The organism is Methylobacterium sp. WL7 (assembly GCF_008040085.1).
Lineage (GTDB): Bacteria > Pseudomonadota > Alphaproteobacteria > Rhizobiales > Beijerinckiaceae > Methylobacterium > Methylobacterium mesophilicum.
This window is the reverse complement of the sequence record NZ_VRVG01000024.1, coordinates 25,988-48,602: the sequence shown is the minus strand read 5'-3', so window position 1 is coordinate 48,602 and position 22,615 is coordinate 25,988. Positions and strand designations below refer to the sequence as shown.

Annotated in this window: 21 protein-coding genes and 2 pseudogenes; 19 read left to right on the top strand and 4 right to left on the bottom strand. The window is 69.2% G+C overall.

Annotated elements, in window-relative coordinates; translation table 11 throughout:
• Positions 1 to 120: 120 nt before the first annotated feature.
• Positions 121 to 1,596, bottom strand: a complete 1,476-nt coding sequence (locus FV233_RS09260; RefSeq protein WP_147854206.1) for a PAS domain-containing methyl-accepting chemotaxis protein — start codon at positions 1,594 to 1,596, stop codon at positions 121 to 123.
• Between the two features lie 284 nt (positions 1,597 to 1,880).
• On the opposite strand from FV233_RS09260, the gene FV233_RS09255 reads away from it, so the two are divergent.
• The 3 genes from FV233_RS09255 to murC all read left to right on the top strand — a co-directional run bounded on the left by FV233_RS09255 (position 1,881) and on the right by murC (position 5,712).
• Entirely contained in the window at positions 1,881 to 3,047 is a 1,167-nt protein-coding gene (locus tag FV233_RS09255; RefSeq protein WP_147854205.1) for a putative peptidoglycan glycosyltransferase FtsW, read from the top strand.
• On the top strand, positions 3,044 to 4,153 hold the full coding sequence (gene murG, locus FV233_RS09250; RefSeq protein WP_147854204.1) for an undecaprenyldiphospho-muramoylpentapeptide beta-N-acetylglucosaminyltransferase: 1,110 nt from the start codon (positions 3,044 to 3,046) through the stop codon (positions 4,151 to 4,153). The genes FV233_RS09255 and murG overlap by 4 nt, the downstream gene beginning before the upstream one ends.
• 152 nt (positions 4,154 to 4,305) lie before the next feature.
• Positions 4,306 to 5,712 (top strand): UDP-N-acetylmuramate--L-alanine ligase, encoded by a 1,407-nt coding sequence (gene murC, locus FV233_RS09245; RefSeq protein WP_147854203.1) that lies wholly within the window; start codon positions 4,306 to 4,308, stop codon positions 5,710 to 5,712.
• A 15-nt stretch (positions 5,713 to 5,727) separates the two neighbouring features.
• On the opposite strand, the gene FV233_RS09240 is transcribed toward murC, so the two are convergent.
• Positions 5,728 to 6,111 carry a helix-turn-helix domain-containing protein gene (locus FV233_RS09240; protein ID WP_147854202.1) on the bottom strand — a complete coding sequence of 128 codons (384 nt, stop codon included), beginning with the start codon at positions 6,109 to 6,111 and terminating at the stop codon, positions 5,728 to 5,730.
• Between FV233_RS09240 and FV233_RS31740 the strand changes: the two are divergent.
• Positions 5,999 to 6,433 (top strand): annotated as a pseudogene (locus tag FV233_RS31740) (endonuclease domain-containing protein); the annotation flags it as partial. The gene FV233_RS09240 and the pseudogene FV233_RS31740 sit on opposite strands and share 113 nt — an antisense overlap.
• Positions 6,434 to 6,496: 63 nt before the next feature.
• On the opposite strand, the pseudogene FV233_RS31105 reads toward FV233_RS31740, so the two are convergent.
• Positions 6,497 to 6,690 (bottom strand): annotated as a pseudogene (locus tag FV233_RS31105) (hypothetical protein); the annotation flags it as partial.
• Positions 6,691 to 6,758: 68 nt separating this feature from the next.
• On the opposite strand from FV233_RS31105, the gene murB reads away from it, so the two are divergent.
• The 11 genes from murB to FV233_RS09180 all read left to right on the top strand — a co-directional run bounded on the left by murB (position 6,759) and on the right by FV233_RS09180 (position 18,055).
• On the top strand, positions 6,759 to 7,691 hold the full coding sequence (gene murB / locus FV233_RS09230) for a UDP-N-acetylmuramate dehydrogenase (protein ID WP_147854201.1): 933 nt from the start codon (positions 6,759 to 6,761) through the stop codon (positions 7,689 to 7,691).
• 30 nt (positions 7,692 to 7,721) lie between these two features.
• Complete coding sequence (locus FV233_RS09225; protein WP_147854200.1) at positions 7,722 to 7,955, top strand: AbrB/MazE/SpoVT family DNA-binding domain-containing protein; 234 nt, start codon at positions 7,722 to 7,724, stop codon at positions 7,953 to 7,955.
• A 28-nt stretch (positions 7,956 to 7,983) separates the two neighbouring features.
• On the top strand, positions 7,984 to 8,292 hold the full coding sequence (locus FV233_RS09220; protein WP_246689944.1) for a type II toxin-antitoxin system PemK/MazF family toxin: 309 nt from the start codon (positions 7,984 to 7,986) through the stop codon (positions 8,290 to 8,292).
• 35 nt (positions 8,293 to 8,327) lie between these two features.
• Entirely contained in the window at positions 8,328 to 9,251 is a 924-nt protein-coding gene (locus FV233_RS09215) for a D-alanine--D-alanine ligase (protein WP_147854198.1), read from the top strand.
• A complete protein-coding gene (locus FV233_RS09210; protein ID WP_147854197.1) occupies positions 9,218 to 10,174 on the top strand; it encodes a cell division protein FtsQ/DivIB in 957 nt (318 codons plus the stop codon). Before FV233_RS09215 ends, FV233_RS09210 begins: the two co-directional genes overlap by 34 nt.
• Before the next feature lie 52 nt (positions 10,175 to 10,226).
• Positions 10,227 to 11,549: a cell division protein FtsA gene (gene ftsA / locus FV233_RS09205; protein WP_147897292.1), complete on the top strand. Its 1,323-nt coding sequence runs from the start codon at positions 10,227 to 10,229 to the stop codon at positions 11,547 to 11,549.
• A 92-nt stretch (positions 11,550 to 11,641) separates the two neighbouring features.
• Positions 11,642 to 13,420, top strand: a complete 1,779-nt coding sequence (ftsZ, locus tag FV233_RS09200) for a cell division protein FtsZ (protein WP_147897291.1) — start codon at positions 11,642 to 11,644, stop codon at positions 13,418 to 13,420.
• Between the two features lie 439 nt (positions 13,421 to 13,859).
• A complete protein-coding gene (gene lpxC / locus FV233_RS09195; RefSeq protein WP_147854463.1) occupies positions 13,860 to 14,807 on the top strand; it encodes a UDP-3-O-acyl-N-acetylglucosamine deacetylase in 948 nt (315 codons plus the stop codon).
• 193 nt (positions 14,808 to 15,000) lie between these two features.
• Positions 15,001 to 15,882 (top strand): outer membrane protein assembly factor BamD, encoded by an 882-nt coding sequence (locus tag FV233_RS09190; RefSeq protein ID WP_147854462.1) that lies wholly within the window; start codon positions 15,001 to 15,003, stop codon positions 15,880 to 15,882.
• 180 nt (positions 15,883 to 16,062) lie between these two features.
• Complete coding sequence (recN, locus tag FV233_RS09185) at positions 16,063 to 17,736, top strand: DNA repair protein RecN (RefSeq protein WP_147897290.1); 1,674 nt, start codon at positions 16,063 to 16,065, stop codon at positions 17,734 to 17,736.
• Positions 17,737 to 17,854: 118 nt separating this feature from the next.
• Positions 17,855 to 18,055: a hypothetical protein gene (locus FV233_RS09180; protein ID WP_147854460.1), complete on the top strand. Its 201-nt coding sequence runs from the start codon at positions 17,855 to 17,857 to the stop codon at positions 18,053 to 18,055.
• Positions 18,056 to 18,111: 56 nt separating this feature from the next.
• Here FV233_RS09180 and FV233_RS09175 read toward each other — a convergent pair whose 3' ends face one another.
• Positions 18,112 to 18,357, bottom strand: coding sequence for a hypothetical protein (locus tag FV233_RS09175; protein WP_147854459.1), 246 nt, complete (start codon positions 18,355 to 18,357; stop codon positions 18,112 to 18,114).
• A 255-nt stretch (positions 18,358 to 18,612) separates the two neighbouring features.
• Here FV233_RS09175 and pstS point away from each other — a divergent pair, with 255 nt between their 5' ends.
• The 4 genes from pstS to pstB all read left to right on the top strand — a co-directional run bounded on the left by pstS (position 18,613) and on the right by pstB (position 22,464).
• Positions 18,613 to 19,653 (top strand): phosphate ABC transporter substrate-binding protein PstS, encoded by a 1,041-nt coding sequence (gene pstS, locus FV233_RS09170; protein WP_147897289.1) that lies wholly within the window; start codon positions 18,613 to 18,615, stop codon positions 19,651 to 19,653.
• An 86-nt stretch (positions 19,654 to 19,739) separates the two neighbouring features.
• Positions 19,740 to 20,717, top strand: coding sequence for a phosphate ABC transporter permease subunit PstC (pstC, locus tag FV233_RS09165; protein WP_147897288.1), 978 nt, complete (start codon positions 19,740 to 19,742; stop codon positions 20,715 to 20,717).
• Positions 20,718 to 20,729: 12 nt separating this feature from the next.
• Entirely contained in the window at positions 20,730 to 21,626 is an 897-nt protein-coding gene (gene pstA, locus FV233_RS09160) for a phosphate ABC transporter permease PstA (protein ID WP_147854456.1), read from the top strand.
• A 22-nt stretch (positions 21,627 to 21,648) separates the two neighbouring features.
• Positions 21,649 to 22,464 carry a phosphate ABC transporter ATP-binding protein PstB gene (pstB, locus tag FV233_RS09155; protein WP_147854455.1) on the top strand — a complete coding sequence of 272 codons (816 nt, stop codon included), beginning with the start codon at positions 21,649 to 21,651 and terminating at the stop codon, positions 22,462 to 22,464.
• Positions 22,465 to 22,615 lie beyond the last annotated feature (151 nt).

The window sequence follows — 22,615 nt, the reverse complement described above, 5'->3', positions numbered from 1 at the left end:
TCGAGACCTTTTGCGGGTGCAGGGCGGCGCCTTGCTGTCGGGCCTCGCCCGATGCATCAGGGGCTCCGCCCCCGAACCCAGCCAAAGGGCTGAGCCCTTTGGAAACCCGGTCCGGGCCGGTCAGCGCGCCAGCACCTTGGCGGCATCGCGGGTGGTGGCGACCGCCTCGGAGACGTCGGCGACGGCTTGCGCGATCGCCCCGATATTGCCGGTAATCGCCGTGACCGCACCGGCGGCGCTCTGCATGCTCTCGGCGAGGTCCCGGGTCACCGCACTCTGCTCCTCGATCGCCGCCGCGGTGGACACCACGGTCTCGCGCATCACCGAGACCGAGGCCCCGATCGAGCCCAATGCGACCACCACTTCCTGCGAGACCTGCTGGACGCTGGCGATCTCGCTGTTGATCTGCCCGGTGGCGCGGGCCGCTTGGTCGGCGAGCGCCTTCACCTCGCTGGCCACCACCGCGAAGCCGCGGCCCGCCTCGCCGGCCCGGGCGGCCTCGATGGTGGCGTTGAGCGCCAGCAGATTGATCTGGCCGGCGATGCTCTGGATCAGCCCGACGATGCTGGACATCGCCGTCGCGCTGTCGGCGAGCCGCTTGGTGTGGCCGTCCGCCTCGCGCACGCAGGCGTAGGCGGTGTCGGTGGCGCCCTGGGAGCGCACGATGCTCTGGGACATCTCGGCGACGGAGGCGGCGAGCTCTTCGGCCGCCGCCGCCACGGTCTGGACGTTGCCGGAGGTCGAGTCCGCCGCCGAGGAGGCCAGGCGGGCGGCGTCCGTGGAATGCATGACCGCGTGCTCGATCGCGCCGAAATTGCTGTCGATCAACCTGCGTAGGTCGGCCAGCAGGCGGACCTGATCGGTGATGTCGGTGGCGAACTTCACCACCTTGTAGGGCCGGCCACCGGCGTCGAGGATCGGGTTGTAGGAGGCCTGGATCCAGATCTCCCGCCCGTCCTTGCCGAGGCGGCGGAACTGGGCAGCCTGATAGGTGCCGTTGCGCAAGGCCGCCCAGAACGCCCGGTAGGCTTCGCTGTCCCGGTAGCCCGCCTCGACGAACAGGCTGTGATGCTGCCCGACCACCTCGTCGCGGCCGTAGCCCATCGCGGCGAGGAAGTTGTCGTTAGCCTCGAGGACCATGCCGTCGAGGTCGAAGGCGATCACCGCCTGGACCTTGTGGATCGCGGCGATCTGGCCGGCGCGGTCGGCCTCCTCGGTGCGCTGCCGAGTGATGTCGGTGGCGAACTTCACCACCTTGTAGGGCCGGCCCCGGGCGTCGAGCATCGGGTTGTAGGAGGCCTGGATCCAGATCGTCCGCCCGCCGCGACCGACCCGACGGAACTGGCCCGACTCGAACGCGCCGCCGCGCAGGCGCTCCCAGAACGCCCGGTAATCCGCTGAATCCCGGTATTCCGGATCGACGAAGAGGCTGTGATGCTGCCCGACCACCTCGGGCAGGGTGTAGCCGACCGCGTCGAGGAAATTGCCGTTCGCCGACAGGATGCGGCCGTCGAGATCGAACTCGATCAGCCCCTGGACGCGGTCGAGGGCCGCCAGCTTGGCCTGCGCTTCACGGACCTTCAGAGCAGCGAACATGTCGGACCGGCTTCTGCTGTGCGGATCGGGCCTGGCAGAGCGGGGCACGCATCGCACCGCTCTCCGATCCTGGTGGGGATACACCTCCAAGTTGCACAATGAGAATTAACATTCGATGACATCGTCGACAGTATACCTCGGACGAATACGGTAGTTCTTCCGCGCCGAGGAATCCCAGGTGCCGCCAGGGTCATCCGGCCATAAGGCTCCGTTTACCATTCCCCCACAGGATCGGCCCGACCGACGCGGACCGGCCTCCGCGCGGCCTGGAGTCGTTGCCCGGCATGATCTCACGCGCGGAACGCACACCCCTCACCGACTGGTGGTGGACGGTGGACCGCGGGCTGCTCGCGGCGCTGTTCGCGCTGATGGTGGCCGGCCTGGTCTTCCTGATGGGCGGCGGCCCACCGGTCGCCGAGCGCATCGGCCTGCCGACCTTCTACTTCCTCAACCGGCAGGCGCTCTACCTCGCGCCGACCATCCTGCTGATCTGCGCGGTGTCGTTCCTGTCCCTGCGCGGGGTCCGGCGGCTCGCGCTGGTCACCTGGATCTGCGGCGTCGCGCTCTGCCTGCTCGCCGGCAAGTTCGGCCCGGAGATCAAGGGCGCGCATCGCTGGATCCAGTTCGGACCGATCGGCTTGCAGCCGTCGGAATTCGTCAAGCCGGCCTTCGTGGTCGTGGCGGCCTGGGCGTTCTCGGAGGGCGCCCAGCGCCGCGATATGCCGGGCGGCTTCCTGGCGATGCTGCTCCTGCCGGTCACCATCGTGCCGCTGCTGCTGCAGCCGGATTTCGGCCAGACCATGCTGATCACCATGGTGTGGTGCGCCCTGTTCTTCGTCGCCGGCCTGCACCTGATCTGGGTGGCGCTGCTCGGCGTTCTGGGCCTCGGCGGCGTGTTCGCGGCCTACCTGTTCTTCCATCACGTCCGCGAGCGCTTCAACAAGTTCCTCGACCGCGATTCGGGCGGCGGCTTCCAAGACTTCTGGTCGCGGGAATCATTCCGCTCGGGCGGCTGGTTCGGCACCGGCCCGGGGGAGGGGGTGGCCAAGCGCCACCTTCCGGACGCACATACCGACTTCATCTTCTCTGTCACCGGTGAGGAATTCGGCGTGATCGTCTGCCTGTGCCTCGTCGGCCTGTTCGCCTTCATCGTGCTGCGCGGCCTCAAGCTCGCCCGGCGCACCGACGACACCTTCTCGCGGCTGGCGATCACCGGACTGACCACCCTGTTCGGACTCCAGGCCTGCATCAACATGGCGGTGAACACCCAGCTGATGCCGGCCAAGGGCATGACCCTGCCGTTCGTCTCCTTCGGCGGCTCGTCGATGATCTCGCTGGCGCTCGGCACCGGCTTCCTGGTCGCCTTGACCCGCAAACGTCCGCGCACCGTCCTGCTCAGCCAGAAGCCGCCCGGCACCGCGTCGGCCACCGTCGCCGGGGTGATGCGGTGACGGTCTTCACCCCCACGATCCTGCTCTGCGCGGGCGGCACCGGCGGCCACCTGTTCCCGGCCGAGAGCCTCGCCCATGCTCTCCGCGCCCGCGGCATCCGGGTGGCGCTCGCCACCGACGCCCGGGTCGACGCGATCTCGGGCGAGTTCCCGGCTTCCGAGGTGATCACGATCGCCTCCGCGACGCCCTCGGGCCGCTCGCCCCTGAAGCGGGCCGGCGCCGTGCTGACGCTGGGCCGCGGCTTCGGCGTCGCCGCCAGGGAGATCCGGCGGATCAACCCGGCCGCGATCGTCGGCTTCGGCGGCTACCCGACCGTGCCGCCTGTGCTCGCCGGCCAGATCCTGCGGGTGCCGACGGTGCTGCACGAGCAGAACGCCGTGATGGGCCGGGCCAACGCTTTCCTGGCTCGAGGCGCCCGCACCATCGCCACCGGCTTCAAGGATGTCCGCGGCGTACCCGACAAGGCGCGCGCGCCGCGCATCCACACCGGCAACCCACTCCGCCCGGCCGTGATCGAGGCGGCCAAGATCCCGTATCCCGCGTTCGGCGACGGCGACGCCCTGCGGCTCCTCGTGTTCGGCGGCAGCCAGGGCGCGCTGGTCATGGGCGAGGTCGTGCCCGAGGCGATCGAGCGCCTGCCCGCCGACTTGCGCGCCCGCCTGCACCTCATTCAACAGGTCCGGCCCGAGGACCTGACCGCGGTGCAGAACCGCTACCTCGCCATGGGGCTCGCCGGCCTCGAGGCCGCGCCGTTCTTCAAGGACCTGCCGGCCCGCATGGCCGCGAGCCACCTCGTGGTCTCGCGCTCGGGCGCCTCGACGGTCTCGGAGCTGTCCGCGATCGGCCGGCCGTCGATCCTGGTGCCGCTGCCCGGCTCCCTCGATCAGGACCAGGCCGCCAACGCCGCGACCCTCGACGCGATCGGCGCGGCGCTGGCCCTGAAGCAGACCGCGTTCACGCCGGATCGCCTCGCGGCCGAGCTGGTCGCCTGCTTCGAGACGCCGGCAAAATTGACCGCGGCGGCCGATGCGGCCAGAAGCGCGGGCATCCACGACGCCGCCGAGCGGCTGGCCGAGGTCGTCATCCAGACTGCCAGAAGCGGTTAGCAATCGGGTTTCCAAAGGGCTCAGCCCTTTGGCGGGTTGTCAGGGCGGAGCCCTGATGCGTTGGGCAAGGCCCGACAGCAGGGCTCCGCCCTGCACCCGCAAAAGGTCCCAGACCTTTTGAAACCATGACTTTACGGAAGGTACGACGACAGATGAAGCTGCCCGACAAGCTCGGCCCCATCCACTTCATCGGCATCGGCGGCATCGGCATGTCCGGCATCGCCGAGGTGATGAGCAACCTCGGCTACACGGTCCAGGGCTCCGACGCCTCGGACAACGCCAACGTCCGCCGGCTGGCCGAGAAGGGCATCCGCACCTTCGTCGGCCATCAGGCCGAGAACGTCGACGCGGCCGCCCTGGTGGTGGTCTCGACCGCGATCCGTCGGGACAACCCGGAGCTGCAGGCCGCCCGCGAGCGTCGCCTTCCGGTAGTTCGGCGCGCCGAGATGCTGGCCGAATTGATGCGCTTCAAGTCCTGCGTCGCCATCGCGGGCACCCACGGCAAGACCACCACGACCTCGCTGGTCGCGACCCTGCTCGACGCCGGCAGCCTCGACCCGACCGTGATCAACGGCGGCATCATCAACGCCTACGGCACCAACGCCCGGATGGGTGAGGGCGACTGGATGGTGGTGGAGGCCGACGAATCCGACGGCACCTTCCTCAAGCTGCCGGCCGACGTCGCCATCGTCACCAACATCGACCCCGAGCATCTCGACCATTTCGGCTCGTTCGAGGCGGTGAAGGACGCGTTCCGGCGCTTCATCGACAACATCCCGTTCTACGGCTTCGCGGTGATGTGCACCGACCACCCGGTGGTGCAGGACATGGTCGGCCATATCGAGGACCGGCGCATCATCACGTACGGCGAAAATCCTCAGGCCGACGTGCGCCTGCTCGACGTGGACCTGAAGGGCGGCCAGAGCCGCTTCCGCGTCATGATCCGCGACCGGCGCCCGGGCTTCCGCATGGAGATGGAAGACCTGGTCCTGCCGATGCCGGGCAAGCACAACGCGCTCAACGCCACCGCAGCGCTCGCCGTCGCCAACGAGCTCGGCGTCTCGCACGACGCCATCCGCCGGGCGCTCGCCGGGTTCGGTGGCGTGAAACGCCGGTTCACCCGCACCGGCGAGTGGAACGGGGCGACGATCTTCGACGATTACGGACACCATCCGGTGGAGATCAAGGCGGTGCTCAAGGCCGCCCGCGCATCGACCGACGGCAACGTCATCGCGGTGGTGCAGCCGCACCGCTACACCCGGCTCGCGTCGCTGTTCGACGATTTCTGCACTTGCTTCAACGACGCCGACACGGTGATCGTCGCCCCGGTCTACACGGCCGGCGAGTCGCCGATCGAGGGCGCCGACCGGGACGCCCTGGTCGCGGGCCTGCGCTCCCGCGGCCACCGGGACGCCCGCCCCTTGGAGCGGCCCGAGGAACTGGCCGGCATCGTCGCCGAACTCGCCAAGCCCACCGACTACGTCGTGTGCCTCGGCGCCGGCACGATCACGCAATGGGCCTACGCGCTGCCGGGCGAACTCGCCGCGCGAGGTAAGTGAGCGGATGGGCGTCGATCAGGCTGAGTCAGGCATGAGGTCTTCGACATCGATGTCGAGTGCCCGCGCCAGCCGTTCGTAGACGGCAGGATCGGCCGTGCCCGCGCCCGTTTCCAGATCGGTGAGTTGCACCTCGGGCACCGCGCCGTCGCGCGCCAGCGCGGCGACCGTCATCCCTCGCCGGGCGCGCCAGAACGCCAGGGGGCTCGGGGCCGCGCGCAACGCATCGAGATCGGACTCATCGAGGCGTTCTTCGTCGCCGGCGTTCAGGCGGCTCTGCGACTTGTCGATGACGCAGGTGTCGAGCGTGTCGTCCGCCAGTTCGCGCAGCCGCTCGAGCTCCGCCTCCGGCAGGATCACGATGGCCTCGCCGGAAGGCGTCCGGGTTCTGACGATGGTCACGGGCAGCATCCTAGCCGTAGATCGAGCCGCGCGGGGAAATGGGGAGATGCGATCGGCCAAGGCGGAACGTACCCGGTTTCGGCGCCATCTGCGCCTCGTTCAAACGGAGGCGGAGCGTCGCCTCTGGTATCGCCTGCGCGATCGACGTCTTGCCGTCTTCAAGTTCGTGCGGCAGGAATCGATCGGGCGCTACGTCGCGGATTTCTGCTGTCGCGAGGCGCGCCTGATCGTCGAGATCGATGGCAGCCAGCACGCGGACAATGTACGCGATCGCATTCGGGACGAATGGCTGGCCGCACAGGGCTACCACGTCCTCCGCTTCTGGAATCCCGAGATCGCGGACAATATTGGTGCGGTTCTGGACACCATCCTGGCCGCGCTGCCCCCCTCTCCCCGCGTGCGGGGAGAGGGCCGCGACGACCTTGTCGTCGCCGGAGCGAGGCGGCAGCCGAGGGTGAGGGGGCGGCTCCGAATGAGCCTCATCCGTTCACGCCCCCTCACCTCCGCTCCGGCTTCGCCTGCGCTTCCCGCACGGACGACAAGGTCCATGCGGGCCTCTCCCCGCGCGCGGGGAGAGGGGACCAGCGTCACCTCTTGAACTGTATGAAGACCGTAGTCCCGCCTGTGGGGAGAGGGGAGATTACCCCATGACCGCATCGCTCCACGACCGAATCCGCGCCGCCGCGCCGGCCCTGCGCGGGCGCCTGCTCGCCGACCAGCCGCTGGCCGACCTGACCTGGTTCCGCGTTGGCGGTCCGGCCGAGGTCCTGTTCACCCCGGCGGACGAGGAGGATCTCGCGCACCTCCTCGCCGCCCTGGAACCCGATGTGCCGGTCACCGTGATCGGCCTCGGCTCCAACCTGATCGTCCGCGACGGCGGCGTGCCGGGCGTGGTCATCCGGCTCGGCGGCAAGGCGTTCGGCGGTATCGCGATCGACGGCGAGACGTTGCAGGTCGGCACCGCCGTGCCGGACATGCGCCTCGCCAAGGCGGCCGCCGAGGCCGGGCTCGACGGACTCGCGTTCTACCGGGGCATTCCGGGCTCGATCGGGGGCGCCCTGCGGATGAACGCCGGCGCCCATGGCGGCGAGACCACCGACGTGCTGGTCGAGGCGCATGGCATCGACCGGACCGGGGCGCTGCGCCGCTTCAGCCACGCCGAGATGGGTTTTTCCTACCGGCATTCCGACGCGCCCGAGGACGTCATCTTCACGCGCGCGTTGTTCCGCGGAACACCCGGGGACCGCGCCGCGATCGAAGCCGAAATGGAGCGGGTCACGGCGGCCCGCGAGGCCGCACAACCGATCCGCGAGCGCACCGGCGGCTCGACCTTCGCCAACCCGGAGGGTGGCAAAGCCTGGCAGCTCGTCGACGCCGCCGGCTGCCGCGGCCTGACCCGGGGCGGCGCCCAGGTCTCGCCGATGCATTGCAACTTCCTGATCAACACCGGCGGCGCCACCGCTGCCGATATCGAGGGACTGGGCGAGGAAGTCCGGCGCCGGGTTCGGGAGACCAGCGGCGTCACGCTGCGCTGGGAGATCCGGCGGATCGGCGTGGATTCGGCGGCGGTAAGTCAGTAAGTTGTAAGTCGCGTTGAAGGGGTATCGGCCATGCCCGGCAAGTCCGCCCGCACCGCCTACTCGAAGATCTCGGTCAAGAGCCAGACCGTGCTGCCCGCCGAGGTACGCGAGCGCCTCGCCATCGGCCCGGGGGATCGTCTGCGCTACCGGATCTCACCGGACGGCGTCCGCATCGACAAGGCGCCCCCGGAGGGCGAGGATCCGTTCGTCGCCTTCATGGAATGGGGCGGCCTCATCGATGACGAAGATTATGCCGACCTCTGAGGCCGCGAGCTTTTCGGCCGGCTCCGTCGTGGTCGTGAAGTTCCCCTACTCGGACCGCGTGGCCGAGAAGCGACGCCCCGCCGTCTCCGGAGCCGCGGTCGCGCAGGCCGGCTACGTGCGGATTGCGATGATCACGAGCGCCCGAAACGCCGGCATGAGCGGTGACATCCCGATCAGGGATTTCGCCGCAGCGGGCCTCGGCGCCGCCTCCACGGTCCGTCCGCTGAAGATCGCCTGCATCGAACCCGGCCGCATCCTGCGCCGCATCGGCGCTCTGCCGCCGGCCATTGCGGCGGCGGTCTTCGCCGCGATCCATGACCTGGTCGGCCCAACGTGACCCGATCCTCGACCCAGACTTCCCCGGAGCCCACCATGTCCAAGCACGTCGCCGTCCTCCTGGGCGGTACCTCCGCCGAGCGCGAGGTCTCGCTCAATTCCGGCGCGGCCTGCGCGACGGCGCTCGAAGGGGAGGGGTACCGGGTCACCCGCGTCGACGTCGGGCCCGACATCGCCTCGGTGCTCACCGAGCTGCGGCCGGACGTGGCCTTCAACGCCCTGCACGGTCCGGACGGAGAGGACGGGACAATCCAGGGGCTGCTGGAGATCCTGAAGATTCCGTACACCCATTCGGGCGTGCTCGCGTCGGCGCTGGCCATGAACAAGGAGCGGGCGAAGACGGTGCTGCACGCAGCCGGCGTGGACGTGCCGGCGGGTCGGATCGTTAACCGCTTCGAGGCCGCGAAAAACCACCCGCTTCCGCCGCCCTACGTGGTCAAGCCGATCGCTGAGGGCTCGTCCGTGGGGGTCATCATCGTCCGCGACGGCCGGTCGCACCCGCCCCAGATCCTCGCCTCGGAGGACTGGACCTTCGGCGAGCAAGTCCTTGCAGAACCTTACATAGCCGGTCGCGAACTGACCTGCGGGGTGATGGGCGACAAGGCGCTCGGGGTGATCGAGGTGAAGGCCGCCACGGGGGACTGGTACGACTACGACGCGAAGTACGCCCCGGGGGGGTCGGTCCACGTGCTGCCGGCCGAACTTAAACCAAATGTTTACCAGCGTGTCCAAGAACTGTCGTTAACGGCGCATCAAGCACTGGGCTGCCGGGGCGTCAGCCGTGCCGACCTTCGCTACGACGACACACCGGGTGGAACCGGTTTGCTCGTCGTCCTGGAGGTCAACACGCAACCCGGCATGACCCAGACGAGCCTTGTGCCGGAGATGGCGGCCCATGCGGGTCTTGGTTTCGGTGAGCTCGTCCGATGGATGGTGGAGGACGCTTCTCTGAATCGCTGAGCGGCGGTGACGCTGCCGGTCGCAGCCTTCCCGCGCGCCTCGTCGGCGCCGCGCTGGATCGGCTCACCGGACGCGCTCCCGCCCGCTCCCTCTCGGTGCGCCGGTCCCGCAGGGGCCAGCTCCTGACTCAGCGCCTGCCGCGCGGCGTCGGCACCGTGGGCGTCTCCGTATCCCTCGCCACCGTGGCGCTCGCCGGCTTCGTGGCGAGCGGGCGCTACGAGTCCTTCGTCGCCGAGCAGGGTCGGCCCCTGGACATCGCAGCGCGGGTCCTCGGCTTCGGCGTCGAGCGCGTGACCATCTCGGGCATCTCCCGGATGTACGAGCGCGAGGTGCTGTCGGCAGCCGGCATCGACTGGCGCTCCTCGGTCCCGTTCCTGGACGTCGTGGCGGTGCGCGAGAAGCTGCTGGCCGTGCCGCTGATCGCCCAGGCTTCGGTCCGCAAGATCTATCCGAACGAGATCGCGATCACCCAGGTCGAGCGCGAGCCCGCCGCCCTCTGGCAGAAGAACGGCGAGATCAACGTGATCGCCGCCGACGGCACCGTGATCGACGCAATGCGGGACGACCGCTACGCCAGCCTGCCGCTCGTCGTGGGCGACGACGCCAATAACAAGCTGCCCGAATATCTCGCCCTCATCGCCGCCGCCGGTCCGCTCTCCGAGCGGATCAAGGCCGGGACCTACGTCTCGGGCCGGCGCTGGACCCTCAAGCTCGACGGCGTGGACGTGCGCCTGCCCGAGATCGACCCAGCCGCGGCGCTCGCGCGTCTCGTCCGGTTCGAGCGCGAGGCCGGCCTGCTCGAAAAGGACATCATCGCGGTGGACCTGCGCATGCCCGACCGCCTGGTGGTGCGCCTGACCGAGGAGGCCGCCGCCGCCCGCGCGGAAGCCCAGAAGGCGAAGAAGAAGGGCGCGGCCAGCTGATGCCCTTAACCTCGATCTCCGCCCGTCCCGCCTTCTGCGTCCGGTAGTGTCAATGCACAGCCAACACGGCCTCACGCCGCGCCTGAAGCCGCTCTCCGCCCGGCGCTCGACCACCCTGTCGGTGCTCGACATCGGCACCAGCAAGGTCGTCTGCCTCATCGCCGAGTTGCAGCCGGCCGAGGCGCTCTCGACCCTGCGCGGCCGGACGCACCTCGCCCGCATCATCGGCATCGGCCACCAGCGCTCGCTGGGGCTGAAGGGTGGGGCGATCGTCGATCTCGCCGCCGCCGAGGGCGCGATCCGCCAGGCGGTCCACGCCGCCGAGCGGATGGCCAAGGTCGAGGTCCAGTCGGTCATCGTCAACATGTCGGGCGGCCGGCTCGCCTCGCAGCATTTCCAGGCCCGGGTGAACACCCGCTCCGGCACCGTCACCGGCAGCGATGTCGAGCGGGTGCTGGAGACGGCGAGCGCCCACGGCGTCAGCCCCGGACGGGCCGTGCTGCACGCCCTGCCCACCGGCTACGCGCTGGACGGGCAGGGTGCCGTGATCGATCCGTCGGGCATGATCGGCGAGGCCCTCGGGGTCGACCTGCATGTCGTGACGAGCGAACTCGCCGCCGCCCGCAACGTCATGCTGGCGGTCGAGCATTGCCACCTCGGGGTCGAGGCGGTGATCGCCACGCCCTACGCCGCCGGGCTCTCGGCCCTGGTGGACGACGAGGCCGAGATGGGCGTGTGCGTCGTCGACATGGGCGGCGGCACCACCAGCGTCGGCGTGTTCTCGGGCGGCCACCTCGTCCACGTGGACGCGGTGGCGGTCGGCGGACACCACGTCACCATGGATATCGCCCGGGGGCTCTCCACCCGCATGGCCGCGGCCGAGCGGCTGAAGACCCTTTACGGCTCGGCCCTCTCCACCCCGTCCGACGATCGCGACATGATCGCCGTGCACGGGGTCGGCGAGGACGAGGGCGAGGCCCCGGCCCACATCCCGCGCTCGCAGCTGGTGCGGATCATCAAGCCGCGGGTCGAGGAGGTGGTCGAGCTGGTCCGCGACCGCCTGCGGGATGCCGGCTTCGCCGCCCAGGCCGGCCGGCGGGTGGTGCTGACGGGCGGCGCCAGCCAGCTCGTCGGCCTGCCGGAAGTCGCCCGGCGCGTCCTCCAGGGTCAGGTCCGGATCGGCCGGCCGCTGGGGATCCGCGGCCTGCCCGAGGCGGCCAAGGGACCGGCCTTCTCGGCCGCCGTCGGCCTGCTGGTCTACCCGCAGGTGGCGCACGCCGAGCACTTCGAGCCGCGGGGGCACGGCGCCTTCGCGGCCACGGGATCGGACCGGTACATCAGCCGGGTCGGGCGCTGGCTCCGAGAGAGCTTCTAGGGTTTCACCGCCGCCTTCACGGGCGGGGGATCGAAAAAATATCGGCGCCGCAGCGCCGCACGGAAAGCAGAGTAAGCGAGAGGCTCGACACCATGGCCATTACCCTCCAGGCGCCGGACATCCGGGAACTCAAGCCCCGCATCACCGTCTTCGGTGTCGGCGGCGCAGGCGGCAACGCAGTCAACAACATGATCGAATCAGGCCTGCTCGGCTGCGAGTTCGTGGTCGCCAACACCGACGCGCAGGCGCTCACCTCCTCGAAGGCGGAGCGGGTGATCCAGATGGGCCTGGGCGTCACCCAGGGCCTCGGCGCCGGCTCCCACCCGGAGGTCGGCTCGGCCGCCGCCGACGAAGTGATCGACGAGATCCGGGACCAGCTCTCGGGCGCCCACATGTGCTTCATCACCGCCGGCATGGGCGGTGGCACCGGCACCGGCGCAGCGCCGGTCATCGCCCGGACCGCCCGCGACATGGGCATCCTCACGGTCGGCGTCGTGACCAAGCCGTTCCAGTTCGAAGGCGTGCGCCGCATGCGCACCGCCGAGAGCGGCATCCAGGAGTTGCAGGCCGCGGTCGACACCCTGATCGTGATCCCGAACCAGAACCTGTTCCGGGTCGCCAACGAGAAGACCACCTTCGCCGACGCCTTCGCGATGGCCGACCAGGTGCTCTACTCCGGCGTCGCCTGCATCACCGACCTGATGGTCAAGGAAGGCCTGATCAACCTCGACTTCGCCGACGTCCGGGCGATCATGCGCGGCATGGGCAAGGCCATGATGGGCACCGGCGAGGCGTCGGGCGAGAAGCGCGCCAACCGCGCCGCCGAGGCGGCCATCGCCAACCCGCTCCTCGACGACGTCTCCATGAAGGGCGCCCGCGGCCTGCTGATCTCGATCACCGGCGGCTCGGACCTGACCCTGTACGAACTCGACGAGGCCGCCACCCGCATCCGCGAGGAGGTCGACCAGGACGCCAACATCATCCTGGGCGCCACCTTCGACGAAAGCCTCGATGGCATCATCCGGGTGTCTGTCGTGGCCACCGGCATCGAGCCGCTGCTGATCTCGGCCAACTCGCCGAACAACCCGGCGATCGCCGAGACCGAGCAGCGCATCGCTGAAGTCGCCGAGCGCCTGCGCGCCGAGGCCCGCGCCCGCGCGACCTCGCCGGTTCCGAGCATCCGCACGGACTCGATCGCCCAGGCCCCCGCGCAGCATCAGGCGCCGGCCGCCCCGCAGCCGGCCCCCGAGATGCGCGCCGAGACCCGCTTCGAGGCTCCCGCCCCGGTCGCCCGCGACGAGGTCGTCCTCGCCCCGTCCCAGCCGCGGGCCGCCGCGCCGTTCGTCCCGGCCCCCGCTCCGCAGCAGGCCGAGCCGGCGCCGCAGTTCCAGGCCGGCCCGTTCGTGCCCCCGCGTCCGGCCGCCCCCGCGGCCGCGCCGCTCGCCCGCGCCCCGCGCATGCCGCAGATCCACGAACTGCCGCCGATCGCCCAGAACCAGATCCTGGCGAATCGGGCCGCCGAGGAAGCCGCCCCGGAATCCAAGCGGACCTCGCTGCTGCGCCGTCTCGCCACCGTCGGCTTCGGCGGACGGCGGGACGACATGGAGGGCGTGCCCGCTCCCCGGGCCGCCGGCCCGGTGGCGCCGCAGCCGCACCAAGGTCAGCAGCATATGGCTCAGCCCCAGCTGGCCCAGCCCCAGCCGAACCAGCCGCACGTGCCGGCTGCCCCGCGCGCTCCGCTTCCCGCGGCGCCGCAGTACCGGCCGGCCCAGGGCGGCCTCGACGCCCAGGGACGCGTCGCACCCCAGTCCCGGATGATGGACGACGATCAGCTCGAGATCCCGGCCTTCCTCCGCCGCCAGGCGAACTGACCGCTCGGAGCGAGCGACGACGGAAAAGGGGCCGGCGGGAGACCGCCGGCCCTTCGCGCTGCAGCGAAGCAACCCTTGGTTGCGAAATGTGAGGACTGGGGTCACAGCAGGGTTAACGTTTGAGACGCTATCCCCAGCTGCGTGATGCATCCACGCCACAGAACGGCCATCGGTTAGCCACGCATTAACCAAGCTTTAAGCCTTTGTGCCATCAGGTTTTTAACCGCTCCGAACAACAAGCGTGTCTGTAACAGAGCGTAAGAATCCGTGATTTGGCTGCCCTGTGCGGTGCAGCTATAGACACTTCCAGACCAATGAGACGCGCTTCGGGACACAACCTGATAGCGCGGGTAGGGGCTTCAAGCAGCGGACGGATCGGACAGTTTCCTCACCATCCCCGGTCGGGATGGCGGACCTGATCGCGGCCGGGGGCTAATGAATGCGAACGCATAAACAGACGACCCTGAAGGGGCCGGTAACGCTCTCGGGCGTAGGGGTCCATTCCGGGAACCCGGCCGAGATCACCATCCGCCCAGCGCCAGCCAATCACGGCATCGCGTTTCTTCGTACCAGCACCACCCACGGCAACGACCGCCTGATCAAGGCCCACCACGCCCTCGTCTCCGCCACCGAACTCTGCACCGTCATCGGTGACGTCGAGACCGGTGCCGTCGCCACCATCGAGCATCTGATGTCGGCCCTCTACGGACTGGGGGTCGACAACGCCCTGGTCGAGATCGACGGACCGGAAATGCCGATCCTCGACGGGTCCGCTCTCCAATTCGTTCAGGCCATCGACACGGCCGGGATCGCCTCCTGCGGCACCCCGCGCCGCTGGCTGAAGATCCTGCGGCACGTCCGCATCGAGACCGGCCGCGCCTTCGCCGAACTGCGCCCGATCGACCGGGGCTTCCGCCTCGACGTGGAGATCGATTTCGACAGCCCGGTGATCGGCCGCTCGCGCAAGGCGATGGACCTGTCGCCCGCCACCTACCGCCGCGAGATCGCCGGCGCCCGCACCTTCGGGATGATGAAGGACGTGGAGCGCTACTGGAAAGCCGGCTTCGCGCTCGGTGCCTCGCTGGAGAACACTGTCGCGGTCGGCGAGACCGCGGTGGTCAATCCCGAGGGCCTGCGCTTCCCGGACGAGTTCGTCCGCCACAAGATCCTCGATGCGGTCGGCGACCTCGCGCTGGCCGGACTGCCGATCCAGGGCGCCTATCGCTCCTATTGCGGCGGCCACCGGATGAATGTCGGCGTGCTCTCTGCCCTGTTCGCGGACCGGTCCAACTACGCCATCATCGAGGCGCAGGGCTCGCGCCGCGAAGCCGTCCTGTCGGAACTCGGCGTCGGCCTCGGCATCGCCGCCTTCGCGGGCGATCTCTGACCCCCCATTCTGTGACCCGCGGGACACAGCTGGCAACCGATACGGTCTGCCGCGGCCTTGCCGCTTTCGTGCCCGAATCAACCGTCAGGGTTTAACGGTCCGTGAACGACGGGCACGGCCCGGTCGGGCCGGATCCACTCACGCGATGGCACGACGGCGCGGGACGTGCGCCGGTCCCGGGAAAGAGCGCCAGATGCCTGTCACCATTCGTCATCGCCGGGCGGCTGCCTTCATGGCGCCTCTCGTGGCCGTTCTCGGCCTGGGCCTCGGCGGCTGCGACTTCGATCCGACCAACCTGTTCGCCGAAAAGTACAAGCCCGAAGTCGTTCCGGATGTCCCCGCGGACAAGCTCTACAGCGAGGGCTTGGCCAAGCTGGAGGACAGCGACTACGAGGGCGCGGTCAAGAAATTCGATAGCCTCGACAAGCAGTACCAGTATTCCGAGTGGTCCCGGAAGGCGCTGCTCATGACGGCCTACGCCAACTACGAAGGCCAAAAGTACGACGACGCGATCAGCGCAGCGAAGCGGTACCTGCAGCGCCATCCGGCCAGCAAGGATGCCGCCTACGCGCAGTACCTGATGGCGATGTCGAACTACAAGCAGATCCCGGACGTGACCCGCGACCAAGACCGGTCCGAGAAGGCGCTGGTGGCCCTGCAGGAACTGGTCCAGAAGTACCCGACCTCCGAGTATTCGACGGACGCACGCTCGAAGATCCAGATCACTCGCGACCAGCTCGCCGGCAAGGAGATGGAGGTCGGCCGCTACTACCTGGAGCGGCGCAACTTCCCGGCCGCGATCAACCGGTTCCGCGACGTCGTCGCCAAGTACCAGACCACCCGCCACGCGGAAGAGGCGCTGGAGCGCCTGACCGAGGCGTACTGGGCGCTCGGCATCACCCAGGAGGCACAGAACTCCGCGGCGGTGCTCGGGCACAACTTCCCGGACAGCCCCTGGTACAAGGATGCGCACGCGCTCCTGGCCAAGGGCGGCGTCGAGCCCCGCGAGGAGAAGACCTCGTTCCTGTCCAAGATCTACCGGACCGTCACGGGCAAGACCGCCTCGGCCGAGTGATCGATCCGGCGGGTTTCGGCCTGCCGCCAGATGTCCCAAGGCCCGGAGCCGACGCTCCGGGCCTTTCTCGTCCGCGCAGACCCGCGTCACCGGAGATGCGCCGCGGCGCATTTTTGGGGTGAATCCGCGCCGCAGCGGCCTTATGTCTGCGGTCCCGTCCTCAGGAATCCCCGCCGCCGCATGCTGGCGCAGCTCGCGATCCGCGACATCGTTCTGATCGACAGGCTCGAACTGAATTTCCGGACAGGCCTCAGCGTCCTGACCGGGGAGACGGGTGCGGGCAAATCGATCCTGCTCGACGCCTTCGCCCTGGCCCTCGGTGGTCGCGGCGACGGTCGACTCGTGCGCCATGGCGAGCCGCAGGGCGGCGTCACCGCGGTGTTCGACCTCCCCCTGGATCATCCGGCCCGTCGAATCGCGACCGAGGCCGAGATCGACACCGAGGGCGACCTGATCCTGCGCCGGACCCAGATGGCCGACGGCCGCACCCGCGCCTTCGTCAACGACCAGCCGGTGGGCGTGCAGGTGTTGCGGGCGATCGGCGCCGCGCTCGTGGAGATCCACGGCCAGCACGACGACCGCGCGCTGGCCGACCCGGCCTCCCACCGGGCGATCCTCGACGCCTTCGGGGGCCTGCAATCGCAGCTCGCGAAGGTCGCGACGGCGGCCAAGGCCGTGCGCACGGCGCGCACGGAACTCGCCGAGCACCGGGCCCGCATCGAGGCGGCCCGCAAGGAGGCGGATTTCCTGCGCCACGCCGTGGAGGAACTCGCCACCTTGGCGCCCCAGCACGGCGAGGAGGCCCAGCTTGCCGAACGTCGCAGCGTCATGCAGCAATCGGAAAAGGTCGCCCGCGAGCTGAACGAGGCGCTGGACGCCGTCGGCGGACCGCATTCCGGCGTGCCGCACATTTCGGCCGCCCTGCGCAAGCTGGAGCGCCGGGCCGGGCAGCTCCCCGCCCTGATCGATCCCTGCGTCAACGCCCTCGACGCCGCCATGGTCGCCCTCGACGAGGCCCGGGCGGTCCTGGACGCGGCCGTCTCCGAGACCGAATTCGACCCGCGCGACCTGGAGCGCGCGGAAGAGCGGCTGTTCGCGCTGCGCGCCGCCTCGCGGAAATACGACGTCCCGGCCGACGACCTCGCCGCCCTGGCGGAGCGCTACGCCGGCGAGGTCGCGAGCCTCGATGCCGGGGAGGCGGCTCTGGAGGGCCTGGAACAGGCGCGGGCCAAGGCCGAGGCGCAGTACGCCGAGGCGGCTGAGAAGCTCAGCGCCGGGCGCCGTAAGGCGGCCAAGCAGCTCGACGCGGCCGTGAAGGCCGAGCTGCCGCCGCTGAAGCTGGAACGCGCCCGGTTCATCACCGAGATCGTCACCGACCCGGAGGCGCGCGATCCCGCCGGCATCGACCGGGTCGAGTTCTGGGCGCAAACCAACCCCGGCACGAAGCCCGGCCCGATGATGAAGGTCGCCTCCGGCGGTGAGTTGTCGCGCTTCATGCTGGCCCTGAAGGTCGTGCTCGCCGACAAGGGCTCCGCCCCGACCCTGATCTTCGACGAGATCGACACCGGGGTCGGGGGCGCGGTGGCCGACGCGATCGGCCTGCGCTTGGCCCGGCTCGCCGCCACCGTCCAGGTGGTGGCCGTGACCCACGCGCCCCAGGTCGCAGCCCGCGCGAGCACGCATTTCCTGATCGCCAAGGCCCCTGTGAAAGGCGCCGGCCGGGTCGCGACCCGAGTGGCGAGCCTGCCGGTCGCGGAGCGCCGCGAGGAGATCGCCCGGATGCTGGCCGGCGCCACGGTGACCGATGAGGCCCGGGCCGCGGCGGCCAGGCTGCTGCAAGGCGCAGATGCATGAACGCGCATCAACCTTAACCGTTTGTTGCGCGTAACGTTTCGTTAACCATTCTTGGCGAGACTGATCCCATCCCGGGACCGTGGTTCAGGAGCACGCGGTTGAAGGGCGGGAGGAAAACATGAAGCCGTCCATCGTCGCGTCCGAGGGGCGCGGGCATCCCGGTCGAGCCCTCAAGCAGGCGATCGACACGCATCAGCTCGGGCTGACGCTTCGTACGGTCTATGAGGGCAGCGTCGACACGCAGCCGATCACCGACACCCACGTCGAACTGCTCCTGCGCCTGCGCCAGAAAGAGCGGGAGCTGCGCCGGGTCGGCTGAAGCCGCGCCGCGACCGAATCCATATTCGCCCCGGCCAAGATTGCTTTCGCCCTGCGCTACCAGCGCCGCGAGCCCGGCCGCCGGCGATACTCCGCGGCCCGGATCTGCGTGAGGATCCGGTCGAGATCCACCAGAAGTTCGGCCTCCTCGCGGCGCGCCTGAGCGATCGCCTCGGCGTCGGTGCCGTAGCGCTGGCGCGCCTGCGCCAGGGTCAGCGCGCGCTCCACGGCCTCGCGGTCGGCGTGCAGGGCAAGCCATGCCGCATCGGGACCTTCCTGTGCGTCGGTCCCCTGATCATCCACGATCCGACTGCCTTCCTGGTCGCGCGGACGGCATCGCCGAGACGCCGCCACCGGGCTTGAACGCGCCAGCGCCCCAAACCGTGCCTTCGTGTCTGCGGCGCGATGTCATGCCGATGTCATCTCCCTGTCGTAACGCCCGGCCCATCGGGCGGCCGGCGCCGGGTCTCTTGGAAGACCGGCCGCACAGCTCTGCCGCGGGCATGGGCTTGCCGGCAGAGAGGCGCAGGCTCTCGCCCGACGGCTACGGAGATTCCCTTGAGACCCTTTGCTTACGCGCTCGCCGTCGGCCTCGCGACGGTCCAGCTGGCGTCCGCCGCACTCGCTGCCGACATCACGGGAGCCGGCGCCACCTTCCCGTTCCCGGTCTACTCCAAGTGGGCCGAAGCCTACCGCAAGGAGACCGGCTCGGGACTGAACTACCAGTCGATCGGTTCCGGCGGCGGCATCAAGCAGATCCAGGCCAAGACCGTCGATTTCGGCGCCACCGACGCCCCGCTCAAGGGCGAGCAGTTGGCCAAGGACGGCCTCGTCCAGTTCCCCACCGTGATGGGCGGCGTCGTGCCGGTGGTGAACATCGCCGGCCTCGAGCCCGGCAAGTTGAAGCTCACCGGCGACATCCTGGCAGACATCTACGCCGGCAAGATCTCCAAGTGGAGCGACCCGCGGATCGCGAAGCTCAACGACGGCGTGAAGCTCCCCGACGCCACCATCACCCCGGTCTACCGGTCGGACGCCTCGGGCACGACCAACATCTTCACCACCTACCTGTCCCAGGCCTCCGAGACCTGGAAGAAGGAATACGGCGCGGCCACGACGATCTCCTGGCCGGTCGGGCAGGGCGGCAAGGGCAACGAGGGCGTCACCGCCACCGTCAAGCAGGTGCCGAACGCCATCGGCTACGTCGAATCCGCCTACGCCAAGCAGAACAAGCTCGCTTACGCCCTGTTGCAGAACAAGGCCGGCAAGTATCCGCAGCCGGACGACAAGGCGTTCCAGGCCGCCGCCGCCAGCGCCGACTGGAAGTCGGCCCCGGGCTTCGGCATCTCGCTGACCAACCAGCCGGGCGACGACGCGTGGCCGATCACGGCGGCGACGTTCATCCTCGTCCACAAGGAATCGGCCGACGCGGCAAAGGCCGCAGATACGCTGAAGTTCTTCGATTGGGCTTATAAGAACGGCGACAAACTCGCCGCGGACCTCGATTACGTGCCGCTGCCGGACAATGTCGTCGCCCTGATCCACGAAGAATGGAAAACCGTGAAGGGTAAGGACGGTAAGCCCGTCTTCAACATGTGAGTAAGAGGAGGGAGGGGGTTGAAGCCCCCTCCCTCGCATCGCGGCCCGCACCGCGCTACCACGCCTCCCTTCGCAGAGAATCGCGGATGTCCGCTTTGACCGAGACGATTGCCCTCGCCCGACCTCGCGCCGCTGCCGCGCGCAAGGGACCGAGCCGGAGCCTCGACACCCTGTTCCGGGTCTGCTCCTACGGGGCCGCCCTGTTCGTGCTGATCGTGCTTGCCGGAATCCTGGGCTCGATCCTCTATGGCGGCTGGCCCGCCTTCCGGGAATTCGGCTTCGCCTTCCTGACCTCCAGCGCCTGGAACGTCGGGACCGAGCAGTACGGCTCCCTGGTCGCCGTGATCGGGACCGTGGCCTCGGCCACCCTGGCGCTCCTGATCGGCGTCCCGGTCTCCCTGGGGATCGCCGTCTACCTTACCCAGCTCTGCCCGGGCTGGGCCCGCAAGCCGGTGGCGATGACCATCGAGCTGCTCGCCGCGGTGCCGAGCATCATTTACGGCATGTGGGGCCTGTTCGTGTTCGCGCCGCTCTTCGCGCGCTTCGTCCAGATCCCGGTGTCGAACATCGTCGAGGGCATGCCGATCGTCGGCACGCTGTTCTACGCCCGGGTCCCGTCCGGGGTCGGCGTGTTCACCGCAGGCATCATCCTGGCGATCATGATCGTGCCGTTCATCGCCTCGATCGCCCGGGACATGCTCGACCAGATCCCGACCGTTCTGCGCGAGAGCGCCTACGGCATCGGTTGCACCACCTGGGAGGTGGTCCGCCACGTGCTGGTCCCGCAGGCCTCCGTCTCGATCATCGGCGCGATCATGCTCGGCCTCGGGCGCGCCCTCGGCGAGACGATGGCGGTGACCTTCGTGATCGGCAACGCCAACCGCCTCTCGGCCTCGATCTTCGACCCGAGCTCGACCATCGCGTCGCGCATCGCCAACGAGTTCAACGAGGCTGACGGACTTCAGCTCAACGCCCTGATGGCCCTGGGCTGCATTCTCTTCGTCATCACCTTCGTGGTGCTCATCATCGCCCGGCTGCTGACGCGCCGCGTCAAAGCTGCCTGAGGAGGGCTCACGATGGACGCGTCCAACCCCATGGCCCTCAACACCGCCGCGCCGCGCCGCTCCGGACGTGTCCGCCCCAGCCGGCGGATCGCCGACCGCGTGCTGCGCACCGCCTGCCTGGTCGCCACGATCGTGGGCGCCGTGGTGCTCGGTTCGATCCTGCTGATGCTGATCATCCAGGGCGTGCAGGGCTTCACGCCCGCCATGTTCATGCACCCGACCCCGGGGCCCGGCTCCGAGGGCGGCGGCATCGCCAACGCGATCCTGGGCAGCCTGGTGCTCACCGGAATCGGGATCACGGTCGCGACGCCGATCGGCGTCATGGCCGGGACCTACCTGGCCGAGTACGGCCGGTTCTCCAAGATCGCCGGGCTGATCCGCTTCCTCAACGACATCCTGCTCTCGGCACCGTCGATCCTGATCGGCCTGTTCGTCTACACCCTGATGGTCCGGCCGATGGGGACCTATTCGGGCTGGGCCGGCGGCGTGGCGCTCGCCATCATCGCGGTGCCGGTGATCGTGCGCACGACCGAGGACATGATGCGCCTGGTGCCCGGCACCCTGCGCGAGGCCGGGGCTGCGCTGGGCGCCCCGCCCTCGACGGTGATCATCAGCGTCACCTGGCGGGCGGCCTCGGCCGGCATCGTCACGGGGATCATCCTGGCGCTGGCCCGCATCGCCGGCGAGACGGCGCCGCTCCTGTTCACCGCGCTCAACAACAATTCGTGGTTCTCGCCCGACCTGATGGGCGGCGTCGCGAACCTCCCGGTCATGATCTACCAGTTCGCCCTCTCGCCCTATCCGAACTGGCAGAGCCTCGCCTGGGCCGGGGCGCTCCTCATCACCGCGACGATCCTGGTGCTGTCGATCATCGCCCGTCTCGTCATCAAGCCGCAGATGTCGCGCTAAGACCCTTCTCGAGGACACGACGATGAACGCCGCCTCCGCGATCCCCACGGTCGATCTCACCCGCAACCACGCCAACGAGGGCGGTGCGGTCCGGATCGCCGTGAAGGGCCTCAACTTCTACTACGGCAGCTTCCACGGGCTGAAGAACGTGGACATCAACTTCCACGACCGGCAGGTCACGGCCCTAATCGGACCGTCCGGCTGCGGCAAGTCCACCCTGCTGCGCTGCTTCAACCGGATCTACAGCCTCTACCCGGAGCAGCGGGCCGAGGGTCAGATCATGCTCGACGGCCAGAACGTGCTCGATCCGTCCGTCGACTTGAACGATCTGCGCGCGCGGATCGGCATGGTCTTCCAAAAGCCGACGCCGTTCCCGATGTCGATCTACGACAACGTGGCCTTCGGGCTGCGCCTTTACGAGAAGCTGCCGAAATCCGAGCTCGACGGGCGGGTGGAGCAGGCTTTGCGCAAGTCCGCCCTCTGGGACGAGGTGAAGGACAAGCTGCGCCAGGCCGGCACCGGCCTCTCCGGCGGCCAGCAGCAGCGCCTGTGCATCGCCCGCACCGTGGCCCAGAGCCCGGAGGTTATCCTGTTCGACGAGCCAACCTCGGCGCTCGACCCGATCTCCACGGGCCGCATCGAGGAGTTGATCGAGCAACTGCGCGACGAATTCACCATCGTGATCGTCACGCACAACATGCAGCAGGCTGCCCGCATCTCGCAGTTCACCGCCTTCATGTATCTGGGTGAGTTGATCGAGTTCGGCCCGACCAACCGGATGTTCATGAATCCTGTCGAGCAACGCACCCAGGATTACATCACCGGCCGGTTCGGCTAAGCAATTCGCTTAAGAGTTGAGTACCGGATCGGCACATGTCGACCCGCCGATTTCAAGACGAGGGGCCGCGCCCGATCGGAAGACGACCGGGCGCTACTCCGAGACATGCTGCGTTGATCTGGGAACATCGGCCTATTCCGATTGTTTGTCG